Source organism: Methylocystis sp. SB2 (assembly GCF_049817085.1).
Classification (GTDB): Bacteria; Pseudomonadota; Alphaproteobacteria; order Rhizobiales; family Beijerinckiaceae; genus Methylocystis; species Methylocystis rosea.
Map to the genome: position 1 here is coordinate 1,788,877 of NZ_CP187401.1, position 14,703 is coordinate 1,803,579.

A 14,703-nucleotide genomic window follows, 5' to 3' on the forward strand; every position below is an offset into this window, starting at 1 on the left:
CGACTGCGCGGCTAGATCAGGAGCCCCAAATCGTCAGCGCCGCGCATAGCGCGAAGGGCAACGTCGCAAGCGCGAGAACGCTGGTAACGCACAAGAACCGCGCCGTTTCGCTCGCCTCTCTCGGAGCCGCCTTGTCCTGCCAGTTGATGAACGCCATCACGATCCCCTTACAATTCCACACGGGGCCGCTGCCTTTGGCTCAGCAAAAGACGCGCCCGCATAGAAACGCGCGAGGCGGCGATTCGTTGCGGCATCGTTAAAAAAGCTGAAACGCCGGCTCTGTCACCGACGCGCGAGGACGACCGGCGATCGGCGGCGCTGGGTCGGCGGGGGCGCAGGCGCGGCGCTTTCGCTGAACAGTTCGGCGAGTTTTTCAGTCATGGCGCCGCCGAGCTCCTCGGCGTCGACGATCGTCACCGCGCGGCGGTAGTAGCGGGTGACGTCATGGCCGATGCCGATGGCGATGAGTTCGACGGGCGACTTGCTCTCGATCTCGTGGATGATTTGCCGCAGGTGGCGTTCGAGATAGTTGCCCGCGTTGACGGAGAGGGTCGAGTCGTCGACCGGCGCGCCGTCCGAGATCATCATCAAGATGCGCCGCTGCTCGGTGCGCGCGAGCAGTCGGCGATGCGCCCAATCGAGGGCTTCGCCGTCGATATTTTCCTTCAACAGCCCTTCCCGCATCATCAGGCCGAGGTTGCGTCTGGCGCGGCGCCAGGGCGCGTCGGCGGCCTTATAGATGATGTGGCGGATGTCGTTGAGGCGTCCGGGACTGGCCGACTTCCCTTCAGCGATCCAGGCCTCGCGAGACTGGCCGCCCTTCCAGGCGCGGGTGGTGAAGCCGAGGATCTCGACCTTGACGCCGCAGCGCTCCAGCGTGCGCGCCAGAATGTCGGCGCAGGTGGCGGCGACCGTGATCGGGCGCCCGCGCATCGAGCCGGAATTATCCAGAAGCAGCGTCACCACCGTGTCGCGAAAGTCCATGTCCTTTTCGCGCTTGAAAGAGAGCGGCTGCTGGGGATCGATGATGATCCGCGGCAGTCGCGCGGGATCGAGCATGCCTTCCTCGAGGTCGAACTCCCAGGAACGGCTCTGCTGCGCCATCAGCCGGCGCTGCAGCCGATTCGCTAGCCGTCCGACGACCGAGGAGAGATGCAGTAGCTGCTTGTCCAGATAGGCGCGCAGCCGATCCAGCTCCTCGACGTCGCAGAGCTCCTCGGCGCGAATGATCTCGTCGAAGCGGGTGGTGTAGGCGTGATAATCGGCGCCGGCCCGCTCGGCGGCGTTCGTCGCCGGGTGACGCGCCTCGGCGGCCTCCTCGGCGTCTCCGGCGTCGGCTTCTCGCTCGGTCTCGCCATAGGGCGCTTCGGCGGAGTCGCTTTCGCCTTCCTCCTGGGCGTCTTCGGCCGCGAGCGCCGTATCCATCTCAGCGGCGCTTTTCGACTCTTCGTCGTCCCGATCGTCGCTCTCGCTCTGATCGGGATTTTGCGGCGCATCCTCGCTTTCCTCGTCGGACTGCGTTTCGTCCGGCGCTTCGCCGCTCGCCATATCGAGATGCGAAAGCAGCTCGCGCACGATCTGTGCGAAAAGCTTCTGGTCCTCCACCGCCCCGGTCAGTCGGTCGAGATCGGCGCCGGCGCGCTCTTCGACCGTGTCGCGCCACAGCTCGACGATTTTTTCCGCATGCTGCGGGGGATTGAGTCCCGTCAGGCGTTGGCGCGCGAGCAGCGCCAGCGCGTCTTCGAGCGGCGCATCGTCGCGGCCGGCGATTTGATCGGCGTGGCTGCGCTGATAGCGGTCGTCGAGCATTGCGCCGATATTCGCGGCGACGCCGGGCATGCGCATTGCGCCGATCGACTCGCAGCGCGCCTGCTCCAAAGCGTCAAAGGCGGCGCGCGCGGCTGCCGGTTCCGGCGCATAGCGCCGATGCAGCGCGTCGTCGTGACAGGCGAGGCGCAGCGCCAGGGAATCCGCTTGGCCGCGCAGAATCGCGGCGTCCTTTACGTTCAGCTTACGCGGCGGCTCCGTCAGCCGCGCCTTCGCCCCGTCGGCCCCGGCGATGAGCGAAGGCCGCTCCGGGGCGAAATTCACCTCGAGCGCTGGCGAGCGCGCCATGGCGCGCATGGCGCCGGCGACGGCGCGCTTGAACGGCTCCTGCGGCGCCTCCTTGGGCGAGGCGGGCCGTCGGTTTGTCGGGGCTGACATGACGGAACTATATGCGCGCGGGCGCGCAAGGCCGCAAGTCGAAGGGTCCGATTGGCCGAAAGCTTACAATTTGCGTTCGGCCTTGCTGAAGTTCGACAGATCGCCTTCCGCCGCGGCGCGCCGGCGCCAGGATTTCGCGATCGCGGGATATTTGATTTCCTTGGAGATGCGGGAAACCTGCTGTTGCAATTTCTCGCTTCCACAGGCGGGACAGGCTGGCACGTCAGATCCGCGCACCAGCAGTTCGAATTCCGCGGCGCAGGCGTCGCAGACATAGGCGTAAAGCGGCATGAACCCCTCGCGTCACATAGCTTCGCCCCTGACGCGAGCAATTTTCGTTCCGCATGCGGGGCTCATGCTTGCGCGTCCGCGACGTGTCGGTGAGCCTTCCGAGCTCGGCGTCGGCATTTCCAACGAGCGGCTATCGGTTGAGCGCCGTCATGCCCCCACTCCGGCCTCTCCCGCTTCAGCGGTGAGGCAGGGGGCCAAGCAACGTCTCTTTATGTCATCACCACATTCACGGCGCTTTCCGGCAGCTCCTTGCCGAAGCAGCGCTGATAGAATTCGGCGACGAGCGGACGCTCGAGTTCGTCGCATTTGTTCAAAAAGGTCAACCGGAAGGCGAAGCCGATGTCGCCGAAAATCTCGGCGTTCTCCGCCCAGGTGATCACCGTGCGCGGACTCATCACCGTCGAAAGGTCGCCGGCCATGAAGGCGTTGCGGGTGAGGTCGGCGACCCGCACCATTTTATTGGCGATGTCGCGGCCTTCCTTCGTGGCGCCATAGGATTTCGCCTTGGCGAGCACGATATTGGTCTCGGCGTCATGCGGCAGATAATTCAGCGTCGCGACGATCGACCAGCGGTCCATCTGCGCCTGGTTGATCTGCTGCGTGCCGTGGTAGAGGCCCGACGTGTCGCCGAGCCCGACCGTATTGGCGGTGGCGAACAGACGGAATGCCGGATGCGGCCGGATGACGCGGTTCTGATCGAGCAGCGTCAGGCGGCCGGAAACTTCAAGCACGCGCTGGATCACGAACATCACGTCGGGCCGCCCAGCGTCATATTCGTCGAAACACAAAGCCACGCAGTGCTGCACCGCCCAAGGCAGGATGCCGTCGCGAAACTCGGTGACCTGCTTGCCGTCCTTCAGGACGATGGCGTCCTTGCCGACAAGGTCGATGCGCGAGATGTGGCTGTCGAGATTGACGCGCACGAAAGGCCAGTTGAGCCGCGCCGCCACCTGTTCGATATGCGTCGACTTTCCCGTGCCGTGATAACCGGTCACCATCACGCGCCGATTCCTGGCGAAGCCGGCGAGAATGGCGAGCGTCGTCTGCCGATCGAAGAGGTAGTCCGGGTCGAGGTCCGGCACATGTTCGTTGCGCTCGGAAAAGGCGGGAACCTCCATATCGGAGTCGATTCCGAACACCTGGCGCACCGAGATCTTCATGTCCGGCGTGCTGTCGAGGCCCGTTGCGGCGTATTCTGCAGCGACCAAAATGCGTCCTCCTTGCGCGGACCGTTTCGTCCCCGCATGATTGCGCCGAATATGTCTGCGCCGCCGCGGAAAAGCTTTCCGCGCGACGAGCGCTCAGACCAGGCGAGCGGCCCTCAGCGTCTTATAGGCATGGATGATTTCCCGCAATTTTTCCTCGCGGGAGCGGTCGCCGCCATTCGCGTCGGGATGATGGCGCTTGACGAGCTCCTTGTAGCGCGCGCGGATCGCCACGGCGTCCGCCGTCTCCTCAAGCCCCATGGCGACGAACGCCCTGATCGTCACAGGCGAATGTTGAGGCGCGCGGCGGGCGGCGGCGGGGTGCGGACGGCGGAAGCGCTGGCGATAGACGCCAAGCGGATCGGCCGCCGTCATCGTGTCCTCGCGAAAGCCCGTCTGTCCGCGCTTCGTCCCCATGGACCAGGTCGGGCGATGCCCGACCGTCGCGTCCTTCATGTAGCGGGCGACTGAAGCGTCATCCATGCCGTTGAAATAATTGTATGTGGCGTTGTATTCCCGGACATGTTCGAGGCAGAAGCAGAGATACTGCCCCTCACGCAGCCGGCCCATTGGCGCGCGGTGGACGCCCTCCGCCTCACAGCCGGGAGAATCGCACCGCGTCACGGTCTCGCGCACAGTTTCGCGCGGCTGGCGCTTGGTTCGGATGCGGTCGAAGAGGGGCGAATTCAGGTCCATTTCATTCCATTATGATGGCGCCGCAGCGCGCCGCAAGCGCAACCAAGCGCCAATGTGCTAAATCGGCGATCGAACCGGAGATAAACATGACGGATCAGGGTAAAAGCGTCGTCAAGACGCGCATCGCACAGAAACTCACCCAAGCCCTTGCGCCAGCGGCGCTCAACGTGATCGACGAATCGCACAGCCACGCGGGGCATGGGCATCACCATCCCGACGGCGAAACCCACTTCAGAGTGGAGGTGGTGAGCGCGGCTTTCGAGGGCAAGAGCTTGATCGAGCGGCACCGTCTCGTCAATGCGCTTCTCTCCGACGAGCTCGCCGACCGCGTCCACGCGCTGGCGATCAGCGCCAAAACGCCGCACGAAGCCGCGCCCATTTAAGGCCATCAACTGCGCAGCGGGACGCCGTCAGCGCCGCAGTCAATCTCGGAAACGTCCTCGCCCATGGCGATGCGGGCGCGCGCCAGCGCGCCGCCGGCGTCATAGGCGTAATCGTGCCGCAGCTCCACTTCGCCATAGACGAGCTTCTCGCAACTGACGATCCTGCCCTCGGCGTCATAAGTCGCGCGAAAATAGGTGTTGCGGTTCTTAAGCTCGCTCGCCTCGAGCGGCCCAAGGAGCTTTAATGGCAACCGAACCCCGGAATAGGAAAGAAAATACCGGCATTCTTCTTCATTAGGCGCTTCATTAATCTCCGACATCATCGCTCTCCCCGGTCCCCGGCGTTTCTTCAAGCGACGCCGCCCAAGCTGGTACGAGAAAATCGCGCCAACCTCGTGGCTCCCCACATGGCTCCCGCCGCGCGCGACTGAAGCCAGCGGCTCTTGACGGTCGGCTGGGCAGCGCGTAGCGCGAACGGCGGCGGCGCCGCGCCGCAATGGAGAGGGCTGCATCATGGCCGCCGCCGACAAAATGGCGAAACCCGCCGCCAAACCAGCCAATCCCTGCTTTTCCTCCGGCCCCTGCGCCAAGCGCCCGGGATGGGCGCTGGCGCATCTCGCCGGGGCGGCGCTCGGCCGCTCCCATCGCTCTAAGGCCGGCAAGGAGAAGCTGGCGCAGGCCATCGCGCTGACGCGGGAGATCCTGCGTGTTCCCGCCGATTACCGCATCGGCATCGTGCCGGCCTCCGACACCGGCGCCGTGGAGATCGCGCTCTGGTCGCTTCTCGGCCCCAGGGGCGTCGATGTCGTCGCTTGGGAGAGCTTCTCGAAAGACTGGGTCAATGATGTTCTGAACCAGTTGAAGATCGAGAAAGCGCGAAGCCTCGCCGCGCCCTATGGCGAATTGCCAGATCTCACGCAGATCGACTTCGACAATGACGTGGTTTTCGCCTGGAACGGCACGACGTCAGGCGTGCGCGCGCCGAACGCCGATTTCATTGCGGCGGATCGCAAGGGCCTGACGATTTGCGACGCGACGTCGGCGGCCTTCGCGCAACCGCTCGACTTCGCCAAGCTCGATGTGACGACCTACAGCTGGCAAAAGGTTCTCGGCGGCGAGGCCGCGCATGGCATGTTGATTCTCTCGCCGCGCGCGGTCGAACGGCTCGAGAGCTATGCGCCGCCCTGGCCGATGCCCAAGATTTTCCGGCTGACGAAAAAGGGGAAGCTGAACGAGGGGATTTTCCAGGGCGAGACGATCAACACGCCCTCGCTTCTCGCGGTCGAAGATTATCTCGACGCACTGTCCTGGGCGCAATCGATCGGCGGACTCGAGGCGCTGTTCGCGCGCTCGAACGCCAATGCGCAGGCGGTCGGCGACTGGGTTGAGAAGACTCCCTGGATCGATTTCCTCGCCAAGGACCCCGCGACCCGCTCAAACACCAGCGTCTGCCTGATCTTCTCCGCCGCGAGCGCCGCGCCCGACGCGGACGCGCAGGCGGCGCTCGCCAAGAAGATGGTCGCGATGATTGAAAAGGAGGGCGCCGGCTATGATTTTGGCGCCTATCGCGACGCGCCGCCGGGCTTTCGCATCTGGTGCGGTGCGACGGTGGAAACCGCCGACGTGGCGCTGCTGACGCGGTGGCTCGACTGGGCCTACGCGCAGGCTTGCGCCGACGCCGCGCAAGCGGGGTGACGAGCAGTCGCGAGCAGCCGCCTCATCGATCGTTCCAGTCCGTCACCATCAGGCCCGGCACACGGTCGAACTCGCGGCGGTTAGCGGTGACGAGAACGGCGCCGCGCCGGCGCGCTTGCGCGGCGATCAAAACGTCATAAGGGCCGATCGGTTTTCCATGACCTTCAAGATAAGCGCGAATGTCGCCTGCGGCGCGCGCGTCATCAGCGTCGAAAGTCGCGATTTCGGATATGGCCGCGAGGAAGTCGTCGAGTCGCGCGTGATTCCTCTCGGGCGCCACGCTTTTCGCTGCGCCGTAGCGAAGCTCGGCAAGGACCGGCGCGGGGACGAGCAAGCGCGATCCGTAAAGCAGCTCAGCTCTCAGCCGCTCGTCGAGGTGAGGCGCGCGCCGAGTCATTACGCCTATGATCACATTCGTATCGAGACAAAACATGCGCCGCCTCAATCGAAAGTGACTTCGTCATCGGGTTCGAGCGGAGGTTCGGCCGGGAACTCCGGAAAGTCCACGTCAAGATAGGTGTCGAGCTTTGCACGCCACGCCTCGACGTCGAAGGGCGGCTTTTCCAACGGCTCCAGAATGATCTTGTCGCCGACTTTGCTGACGCGCACCTCGGAGCCCGGCATCCGAAATTCCTTGGGAAGCCGAACGGCTTGGCTGCGGCCATGTTTGAATAATTTCGCGGTGGCGGTCATGCGGCCTCTTGTGATATCTACATATGATAGATACCAAATTTATGGATCGTTTTCCAGCGCTTCTTCGGTCGTCGCCGAAAATCTGGATTGCGTTCAGCGCAAGCGCGCTTTCACATTGAGACGCCCAACGCCGCTCATTCCCTCCTTTTTTCTTTGCAGGATGATCCCATGCCGCCGCGCGTTCTCATCTCGGATTCTCTTTCGCCGGCCGCCGCACAGATTTTCCGCCTGCGCGGACTGGAGGTCGACTTCGAACCGACGCTGGGAAAAGACAAGGACAAGCTTGCCGCCGCGATCGCCGACTATGACGGACTCGCGATCCGTTCGGCGACGAAGGTGACCGCCGACATCTTTGCGCGGGCGCCGCGGCTCAAGGTCGTCGGCCGCGCCGGCATTGGCGTCGACAATGTCGATGTCGCCGCCGCCACCGCGCGCGGCGTCATCGTCATGAACACGCCCTTCGGCAATTCCATCACCACCGCCGAACACGCGATCGCGCTGATGTTCGCCTTGGCGCGCGAAATTCCCGCCGCCGACGCCTCGACCCAGGCCGGCAAATGGGAAAAGAACCGCTTCATGGGCGTCGAGATCACCGGCAAGACGCTTGGCGTCGTCGGCTGCGGCAATGTTGGCGCGAATGTCGCCGAACGCGCGCTCGGCCTGAAGATGCGCGTGATCGCCTTCGATCCCTATCTCACCCAAGAGCGCGCCGGTGAGCTTGGCGTCGAAAAAGTAGACCTCGACGAACTCTTGGCGAGAGCCGACTTCATCACCTTGCATACGCCGCTCACGCCGCAGACGAAGAATATCCTCTCGGCGGAAAACCTCGCCAAGACATGCAAGGGCGTGCGCATCATCAATTGCGCGCGCGGCGGGCTGGTCGACGAAGACGCGCTGCGCAAGGCCCTCGACGACGGCCATGTCGCCGGCGCCGCCTTCGACGTGTTCGCGCAGGAGCCGGCGACCGAAAACCCATTGTTCGGGCATCCGCACGTCGTCTGCACGCCGCATCTCGGAGCCTCGACGAGCGAGGCGCAGGAAAAGGTCGCGCTGCAGATCGCCGAGCAGATGGCGGATTATCTCACCAGAGGCGCGATCGCCAACGCGGTGAATTTCCCATCGATCAGCGCCGAAGAGGCGCCGCGGCTGAAGCCCTTCGTCGAACTCGCCGAAAAGCTCGGTCTCTTCGTGGGTCAGGTCGCCGTCGCCGGCGTCGACACATTGTCGATCGTCTATGAAGGCGCCGTCGCGTTGCAGAAGACGCGGCCGATCTCGGCGGCTGCGATCTCCGGGCTGCTTCGACCCATTCTCGAAGACGTCAATCCGGTGTCGGCGCCGATCCTCGCCAAGGAACGCGGCTTGGCGATTGAGGAAATCACCCGCGAGGCGCAAGGCGACTATGAATCCCTTGTCACGCTCAGCGCGCATACCGCGCAGGGCGAAATTTGCGTTTCGGGGACGGTATTCCACGACGGCAAGCCGCGTATTGTCGGCATCGGCGATATTGGCGTCGACGCCGAATTCGCGCCGTCGATGATCTATCTGACGAATGAAGACAGGCCTGGATTCATTGGCAGATTCGCCGGCGTGCTCGGCGAAGCCGAGGTCAATATCGCCACGTTCGCGCTCGGCCGCGACAGGCCCGGCGGCGGCGCGGTCGCGCTCGTCGCCATCGACGGCGAACTGCCGCCGCAGGCGCTCACCGCCCTGAAAAGCCTGCCCGGCGTGAAGCAGGCGACGACGCTTAAATTCTGAGTCGGCGCGCGGCGGCAGTGTTGCAAGACTGCCACTATGCCGCAAGAAAACGCCGCTTGTCCTGAGTTTCGCGCGTCGGCGCGCTTGCTTGCGCAAGCGGCCTGCGGGACTAATCATCAGGGCGTCTGCGTCGCTTTTTTGCGGCGGCGCGACGTCAGCCCACACTTGGACAAGGGAAAACCATGCGGCGTCTTGCTTTTGCACTGATTTGCGCATTCGGCGCGCTCGGCGCCCTTTCGTCTCCAGTATTGGCGCGCAGCCCGGCGCCGCAGCCGGCCCCGGCGCCGGCGCCCGTCGTCGACCCTTTTGCCGCGCTATTCGGCGGCGGCTCCTTCGCCCCGCAAACCAGCGACGGCCGTCCGCAGGCGGTCGCCGTTCCGCGCGAGACCGTCGCCTTCGACGCCAGATATGCGCCCGGCACGGTGATCATCGCCACCAATGAACGTCGACTCTATTATGTGCTCGGCAACGGCCAGGCGATCCGCTACGGCGTCGGCGTCGGCCGCCCGGGCTTCGAATGGGCCGGCACCCGCTTCGTCGCCCACAAGCGCGAGTGGCCCGATTGGACGCCGCCGGCGCAAATGCTGCGTCGCCGCCCCGACCTGCCGCGGCACATGGAGGGCGGCGTCAACAACCCGCTCGGCGCGCGCGCCATGTATCTCTCCGGCACACTGTACCGCATCCATGGCTCCAACGAGCCCTGGACCATTGGACAGGCCGTGTCGTCGGGCTGCATCCGGATGACGAATGACGACGTGGTCGACCTCTACAACCGCGTCAAGATCGGCACCCGCGTGGTCGTGACCCGATAAGTCTGTGCAGCAAGCATTTGAACGGCCGGCGCGCGCGTCGGCCGATTCATTTTGCAAGACTATTTTTTTGAAGATTATTTTTCTCCAGGCCGGTCGCGATCGAGCCCCTTCGCTGCAAGCTCTTCGAGATAGGACGAGAACCGCGCCGGCGCCGTCTCGCCAAGCTCGCGCAGATAGCGCCACGTGTAGATCCCAGTGCGGTGCATGTCGTCGAAGTCGAGCCGCACGGCGTAATTGCCCACCGGCGCGACGGCGATGATCGTGACATTGCGCTTGCCGCCGACGGTCTTGCGCTCCTTCTCAGAATGGCCCTGAACTTCGGCGCTCGGACTCTGCGTGCGCAAAAGCTCGGCGCTGAGCGCGAATTGCGCGCCATCGTCGAACGAGACGTTCAGCATCCGTCCGCCTTCCGAGAGGCGCAGTTCGGTCGGCCAGGGCTCCTGCCCCATGTGCGTCTCCAGGACCTTTGTTGGTGCGAGGCAATTTGCGGGCCGAACTCCGGCCGTCGCCAAGGATTTCTATCGCCTTCGCGCGAAGAGCGCCAACACGATCCTCACTGAGCGCGATCTTTCTCGCTCCACCAGTTCTCCAAAGTGAAGCCGAAGGGAAACATCGGAAAAAGCGGCGTGTGCGCAGGATGGCGGATCGCCGCGCTATGCGCGCACCAGATGGCGTTCACGTGCTGCAGAGGCACGAAATAGAATCCGGAGAGCAGGATGCGATCAAGCGCCCGCGCCGCCGAAATGCTGTCCGCCTTCGTCCGGGACGCGAGCAGAGCGTCGATCGCGGCGTCGATCGCGGGCGAGGCCGCCCCTGCGAGATTGAGCGAATCTTCCCGGTCGAGGCTCGCGGCGCTCCACCGGTGCATCTGCTCCTGGCCGGGAACGGCGTACGCCAGCCATTGCCCGATCATCATGTCATATTCGAAGCGCTGACGCCGGCGCTGGTATTGGACTTCGTCGTAGACGCGCGGATTGGCTTCGATCCCGATGCGCTTCAGCGCGGCGGCGAAATTGAGCGCAAGCCGCTCTTCGTCGCGGTCGCGGATCATGATCTCGAAGACGACGGGAACGCCGTTCTTCTCTAGACGCCCATCGACGACGCCATAGCCAGCGTCGGCGAGAAGCGCTTGCGCGCGCTTCGCGACCGTGCGATCGCGGCCCGAACCATCATGCTGAACAGGTCGCCAGCGGCCTTCAAGAACATCGTCGCGAACGGCGCCGGGATACTTCGAAAGCAAAGCGCGCTCGGCCGCGCTTGCGGGACGCCCGACCGAAGAATAATCCGATTCGCCGAAGTAGCCTTCCGTGCGGACGTATAGTCCGCTGTAAAAATTGGCGTTGATCCATTCGAAATCATACATCATGGCGATCGCTTCGCGCAGCCGCACGTCGCGGAAAATGCCCTTGCGCAGATTGAAGACGAAACCTTCCATTCCCGTCGGGCGGCCGGGCCGCAAGGTTTCTTTCACAATGACGCCATTGCGAACGGCAGGGAAATCATAGCCCGTCGACCAACGCGCGGCGCTCGTCTCCTCGCGATAGTCGAGGAGGCCCGCCTTCAGCGCCTCAAACAGCGCCGCGCCGTCGCGATAATAATCGACGTCGATCTCGTCGAAATTATAGAAACCCCGCTGGCTCGGTATGTCGCGGGCCCAATAGTCAGGGTCGCGGCGGAGAACCAGACGCGCGCCGGCTTTCGCTTCCGAGATCACATAAGGGCCTGAGCCGAGAGGAATCGTCATATCGAGATCGTCGAAGCGCTCAACTTTCGTGGTTCTCTTCGACAGAACCGGCATCGCGGCGAGAATGAGCGGCGCTTCGCGATCCTGCACGCCAGTCAGATCGAAACGCACGGTATGGTCGTCGAGCGCCACGGCGGACTTCACCAACGCAAAAATCGCACGATGGTTCGGTCGACCTTTCGACTTGAGCAATTCAAAGGAAAATAGAACGTCCGACGCGAGGATGGGCGTCTTGTCGGAAAAGCGCGCCCGAGGATCGATGTGAAATGTGACGCGTTGGCGCGCTTCGTCGAGTTCGACGGATTCGGCGATCAGCGGATAGAAGGAATAGGGTTCGTCCTGCGAACGCATCATTAGACTTTGCAGGACATTGCCGATGATGAGTTGCGGCGCGTCCCCAAATCTCGCGTTGAATGGATTGAGACTCGCAAATCCGCCGCGCTGGCCGAGCCGCAGCCTCCCGCCTTTCGGCGCCTCGGGATTGGCATAAGGGAGATGATCGAAATCCTTGCGCAGCGCCGGGTCGCCATAAAGCGCAAGGCCATGCGTGACGGGAGCTTGCAAAGGATTTTCGGCAAGCGCCGGAACCGGCGGCAGGACCGCGATGACATGGATCAACGCCGCGAGCCGCGCGGCGCCGATCATGCGTCCGACTGCGTGGCAAGCGCGAAGCATTGATCGCCTCCTTCGCCAGATCGGCGGACTGAAACTATTCGGCCCGGGCAATCTCCAATTCGAAAAAATTGCTGATCGCGCTTCGCCGATAGGCGCGCGCCGCGCCTGGCGGGCGTCGCCCCGAATGAACGGGGCGACGCCTGATCATCTTAGAATTTGAGTTTGATGCCTCCGGCGAGGGCGCGCGGCTGGCCGGCGAGGATTCCGGCGCCTTGCGCCGTCACCAGGCCGCCTGTCGGCCAGACCAGCGGCGTTTGTATCGGGCCGGCAAGGAGCGAGTTGGCCACCACGAATGCGCCGGAGACATAGGTTCGATTGAAGACGTTCGAAACCTCGAAAAAGAGCTCGATGTTTTTGACATAGAAGTTGTCGATGTCATGGTTATAGTGCGCGTTAAGATTGATCAGACTGTAGCTCGGCAGAGTGGTGAAATTGGCGTTGTCGATCGTGTAGTTGCTCTTGAAAATATATTCGGCGTAAGCGCCGAGACCCGAGAGGTCGCCGTAGGGCTGATCATATCCAAGACGCATCGTCACAGTATGCGGCGGCACGTTGGGAATTCGGTTGCCGGCGCGATTATATAAGACGGCTCGCCCCGCGACGGTCCCGAGATCGTCCCAGTAATTGGTGAAGAACTGATTGTTGAACGTATAGGCCGCGATCAGCCGCCATCCGTCGAAGGGCCGCCAATCCGCGTTGAGTTCGACGCCGCGGTGAAGCGAGGAAGGAATATTTTGCGAATAGCCGACGAGTCCATTGCTCAACGTCAGAATCTCGTTGCGATGCCATTCGTTGAAACCGGTTACGCTGAAATTGAGCTCAGGGCTCGGGGTCCAATCAATGCCGAGATCGACGCCCATATTGGTTTGGGCCTTCAGCGGGTTGCTTCCGACACCATTTCGCGTGCTGGTGAGAAACACGAATGTCGGGGTGCTGTAGCCCGTCGCATAGCGCGCCCGCACCTGCCACTCAGGGTTATAGCGATAGGTGAGCGACGCTTCCGGGGCCGTGTTCCAATAATCATTGTCCACGGCGATCTGAGTCGGAAATCTGGGCGCCAGATTGGCGGGGTAGTTATAGGCGGTGCTGACACCCCAGACGCGATTCCAATTGGAGCTGAACCCGATGACGCCAGTCAGGCCCGGCGCGAGCGCAATCTCTTCACGCGCGCGTAGACTGATGTTTGACGTATAGTAATCCAACTTGCCGACCTGCGCCCCGATTGCGCCGTTGTACCAGGTGTTGGCGATCTGATTGAAGAGCGGATTGGCGGTTTTGGCGTTGTTATAGAAGAACTGCAGAAAATGCGTCGCCGGGAAGCCAAACAGATCGGTGTGGCTGGTAATGTCGGTTTGCGCGGTGATGCCCACCGTTGGACCCTTCAAAGCCACCGGACCGCCCTGGCCGCCCGGGCCAACGATCGGCGGCGGCCAGGCTCCGCTGATGTTATCGAGATAGTCGTACGTAAATTGCGATCGCCAAGTGGTGGCGCTGTCGAAGTCATGCTCGAACTGAACGCCGCCAATCTGTCTGAGAGAGTTTTGATGCGTACCAAGCGTGGCGACGCTTTGGCGCGTGAGCGCGCCGGATATGCCATTCGCTGGCACGTTCAGATTGTTGCATAGGTTGAGATTCAGAGAGGTTGGAATGGCGCAGCCTTGTTGAAAAGGGTTGAGGTAGAACACATTGATATTTTCTCGGTTGATGAACTCCGATCTCAAATTGTTGGCGATATATTTCACGATGACCCGATCGGTTGGAGTCACCTCCCATCTGCCGAGAACCTTGGCTTGCTTGCCTGAGTAGGCGCCGTGGTAGACATATCCGCTGCCGTTGACGTCTGAGGCAAAAAACGACAGATCGAAGGCGCCGAGCGTGCTGTCTTTTACGGCCTTGCCGACGCGAACGTAATTGTTGACATAGCCGAAGCTGCCGAATTCCGAACCTGTGTGGACGCCGTCGACTTCGGCCCCGGAAAAGGTGCGGAAGTTGATCGCACCGTCATAGGCGTAATTGCCGAAGAGCGCCGACGAGGGCCCGCGATAGACGTCGATGGCGGCATAAGAATGCGGATCGAGCAGGTCGGTGCGGCCATTGCCGTCGGCTGTCGTGATCGGGAATCCGTCTTCGTACAGCATGATGTTGCGGATGCCCGTCGGGAAGCCGACGCCAAGCCGATTGCCTGAGCCGCGAATCGAGATGAAAAGATCCCGTGCATTATTGCCTTGCTGTACGGAGACGCCGGGGCTGTATTCCAACACCCTACGGACATCCGCCAGGGGCGTCGGCTTGAGGAATTTCGTGTTGACGATTGTCACCGTCTGCCCCGGCGGGTCGCGATAGATTGGCAGTTTCGCGCGAGCGGGATCGAAGCCCGGCGCATATCCCGCTTCGCCCGCCGTCGACTCTCTCGTCGCCGGACGCCTGACCGGCGCGGCGCCGATCGTGATCTGCGGAAGCGCCTGCTGCGCGTGCGCGACGGAGGCAGAGGACAAAAGCGCGAGGGCGCCGAGCGCGACTCCGTGCATCAATTTCGACCGGGAGCTCAT

Annotated in this window: 15 protein-coding genes; 4 read left to right on the plus strand and 11 right to left on the minus strand. The window is 63.0% G+C overall.

Translation table 11 applies throughout. The features are described 5' to 3' along the window. Positions 1-16: 16 nt before the first annotated feature. From ACPS74_RS08755 to ACPS74_RS08775, 5 genes are all read right to left on the minus strand, one after another. Positions 17-157, minus strand: coding sequence for a hypothetical protein (locus tag ACPS74_RS08755; protein ID WP_164479398.1), 141 nt, complete (start codon positions 155-157; stop codon positions 17-19). A 125-nt stretch (positions 158-282) separates the two neighbouring features. After that, positions 283-2,205, minus strand: a complete 1,923-nt coding sequence (gene cobT / locus ACPS74_RS08760) for a cobaltochelatase subunit CobT (RefSeq protein ID WP_029652099.1) — start codon at positions 2,203-2,205, stop codon at positions 283-285. 63 nt (positions 2,206-2,268) lie between these two features. Beyond that, positions 2,269-2,496 carry an FmdB family zinc ribbon protein gene (locus ACPS74_RS08765; protein WP_018406116.1) on the minus strand — a complete coding sequence of 76 codons (228 nt, stop codon included), beginning with the start codon at positions 2,494-2,496 and terminating at the stop codon, positions 2,269-2,271. A 209-nt stretch (positions 2,497-2,705) separates the two neighbouring features. Then, complete coding sequence (gene cobS, locus ACPS74_RS08770) at positions 2,706-3,656, minus strand: cobaltochelatase subunit CobS (protein WP_193392199.1); 951 nt, start codon at positions 3,654-3,656, stop codon at positions 2,706-2,708. A gap of 141 nt (positions 3,657-3,797) precedes the next feature. Beyond that, a complete protein-coding gene (locus ACPS74_RS08775; protein WP_029652101.1) occupies positions 3,798-4,397 on the minus strand; it encodes a J domain-containing protein in 600 nt (199 codons plus the stop codon). An 86-nt stretch (positions 4,398-4,483) separates the two neighbouring features. Here ACPS74_RS08775 and ACPS74_RS08780 point away from each other — a divergent pair, with 86 nt between their 5' ends. Further along, positions 4,484-4,780, plus strand: a complete 297-nt coding sequence (locus ACPS74_RS08780) for a BolA family protein (protein WP_029652102.1) — start codon at positions 4,484-4,486, stop codon at positions 4,778-4,780. A 5-nt stretch (positions 4,781-4,785) separates the two neighbouring features. Here the strand turns inward: ACPS74_RS08780 and ACPS74_RS08785 are convergent, their stop codons facing one another. Continuing rightward, entirely contained in the window at positions 4,786-5,103 is a 318-nt protein-coding gene (locus ACPS74_RS08785) for a DUF6156 family protein (protein WP_018406120.1), read from the minus strand. A gap of 190 nt (positions 5,104-5,293) precedes the next feature. Here ACPS74_RS08785 and ACPS74_RS08790 point away from each other — a divergent pair, with 190 nt between their 5' ends. Next, positions 5,294-6,475: a phosphoserine transaminase gene (locus ACPS74_RS08790; RefSeq protein ID WP_029652103.1), complete on the plus strand. Its 1,182-nt coding sequence runs from the start codon at positions 5,294-5,296 to the stop codon at positions 6,473-6,475. Positions 6,476-6,497: 22 nt separating this feature from the next. On the opposite strand, the gene ACPS74_RS08795 is transcribed toward ACPS74_RS08790, so the two are convergent. Both ACPS74_RS08795 and ACPS74_RS08800 read right to left on the minus strand, forming a co-directional pair. Beyond that, positions 6,498-6,872 carry a PIN domain-containing protein gene (locus ACPS74_RS08795; RefSeq protein ID WP_425622370.1) on the minus strand — a complete coding sequence of 125 codons (375 nt, stop codon included), beginning with the start codon at positions 6,870-6,872 and terminating at the stop codon, positions 6,498-6,500. 44 nt (positions 6,873-6,916) lie between these two features. Then, the gene (locus ACPS74_RS08800) at positions 6,917-7,168 is read right to left on the minus strand and encodes an antitoxin (RefSeq protein WP_029652105.1); all 252 of its coding nucleotides are present in this window, start codon (positions 7,166-7,168) and stop codon (positions 6,917-6,919) included. 168 nt (positions 7,169-7,336) lie between these two features. Here ACPS74_RS08800 and serA point away from each other — a divergent pair, with 168 nt between their 5' ends. Both serA and ACPS74_RS08810 read left to right on the plus strand, forming a co-directional pair. Continuing rightward, positions 7,337-8,923, plus strand: coding sequence for a phosphoglycerate dehydrogenase (gene serA / locus ACPS74_RS08805; RefSeq protein ID WP_029652106.1), 1,587 nt, complete (start codon positions 7,337-7,339; stop codon positions 8,921-8,923). A gap of 182 nt (positions 8,924-9,105) precedes the next feature. After that, positions 9,106-9,735, plus strand: coding sequence for a L,D-transpeptidase (locus ACPS74_RS08810; RefSeq protein WP_029652107.1), 630 nt, complete (start codon positions 9,106-9,108; stop codon positions 9,733-9,735). A gap of 74 nt (positions 9,736-9,809) precedes the next feature. Here the strand turns inward: ACPS74_RS08810 and ACPS74_RS08815 are convergent, their stop codons facing one another. From ACPS74_RS08815 to ACPS74_RS08825, 3 genes are all read right to left on the minus strand, one after another. Beyond that, a complete protein-coding gene (locus tag ACPS74_RS08815) occupies positions 9,810-10,184 on the minus strand; it encodes a gamma-butyrobetaine hydroxylase-like domain-containing protein (RefSeq protein ID WP_029652108.1) in 375 nt (124 codons plus the stop codon). Positions 10,185-10,288: 104 nt separating this feature from the next. Next, positions 10,289-12,154: an extracellular solute-binding protein gene (locus tag ACPS74_RS08820; protein WP_029652109.1), complete on the minus strand. Its 1,866-nt coding sequence runs from the start codon at positions 12,152-12,154 to the stop codon at positions 10,289-10,291. Positions 12,155-12,303: 149 nt separating this feature from the next. Continuing rightward, positions 12,304-14,703 (minus strand): TonB-dependent receptor family protein, encoded by a 2,400-nt coding sequence (locus ACPS74_RS08825; protein ID WP_029652110.1) that lies wholly within the window; start codon positions 14,701-14,703, stop codon positions 12,304-12,306.

Coding starts and splice junctions, on each gene's coding strand:
- ACPS74_RS08755 (WP_164479398.1), bottom strand. CDS start 157: ATGGCGTTCATCAACTGGCAGGACAAGGCGGCTCCGAGAGAGGCGAGC.
- cobT (WP_029652099.1), bottom strand. CDS start 2,205: ATGTCAGCCCCGACAAACCGACGGCCCGCCTCGCCCAAGGAGGCGCCG.
- ACPS74_RS08765 (WP_018406116.1), bottom strand. CDS start 2,496: ATGCCGCTTTACGCCTATGTCTGCGACGCCTGCGCCGCGGAATTCGAA.
- cobS (WP_193392199.1), bottom strand. CDS start 3,656: ATGAAGATCTCGGTGCGCCAGGTGTTCGGAATCGACTCCGATATGGAG.
- ACPS74_RS08775 (WP_029652101.1), bottom strand. CDS start 4,397: ATGGACCTGAATTCGCCCCTCTTCGACCGCATCCGAACCAAGCGCCAG.
- ACPS74_RS08780 (WP_029652102.1), top strand. CDS start 4,484: ATGACGGATCAGGGTAAAAGCGTCGTCAAGACGCGCATCGCACAGAAA.
- ACPS74_RS08785 (WP_018406120.1), bottom strand. CDS start 5,103: ATGATGTCGGAGATTAATGAAGCGCCTAATGAAGAAGAATGCCGGTAT.
- ACPS74_RS08790 (WP_029652103.1), top strand. CDS start 5,294: ATGGCCGCCGCCGACAAAATGGCGAAACCCGCCGCCAAACCAGCCAAT.
- ACPS74_RS08795 (WP_425622370.1), bottom strand. CDS start 6,872: ATGACTCGGCGCGCGCCTCACCTCGACGAGCGGCTGAGAGCTGAGCTG.
- ACPS74_RS08800 (WP_029652105.1), bottom strand. CDS start 7,168: ATGACCGCCACCGCGAAATTATTCAAACATGGCCGCAGCCAAGCCGTT.
- serA (WP_029652106.1), top strand. CDS start 7,337: ATGCCGCCGCGCGTTCTCATCTCGGATTCTCTTTCGCCGGCCGCCGCA.
- ACPS74_RS08810 (WP_029652107.1), top strand. CDS start 9,106: ATGCGGCGTCTTGCTTTTGCACTGATTTGCGCATTCGGCGCGCTCGGC.
- ACPS74_RS08815 (WP_029652108.1), bottom strand. CDS start 10,184: ATGGGGCAGGAGCCCTGGCCGACCGAACTGCGCCTCTCGGAAGGCGGA.
- ACPS74_RS08820 (WP_029652109.1), bottom strand. CDS start 12,154: ATGCTTCGCGCTTGCCACGCAGTCGGACGCATGATCGGCGCCGCGCGG.
- ACPS74_RS08825 (WP_029652110.1), bottom strand. CDS start 14,703: ATGAGCTCCCGGTCGAAATTGATGCACGGAGTCGCGCTCGGCGCCCTC.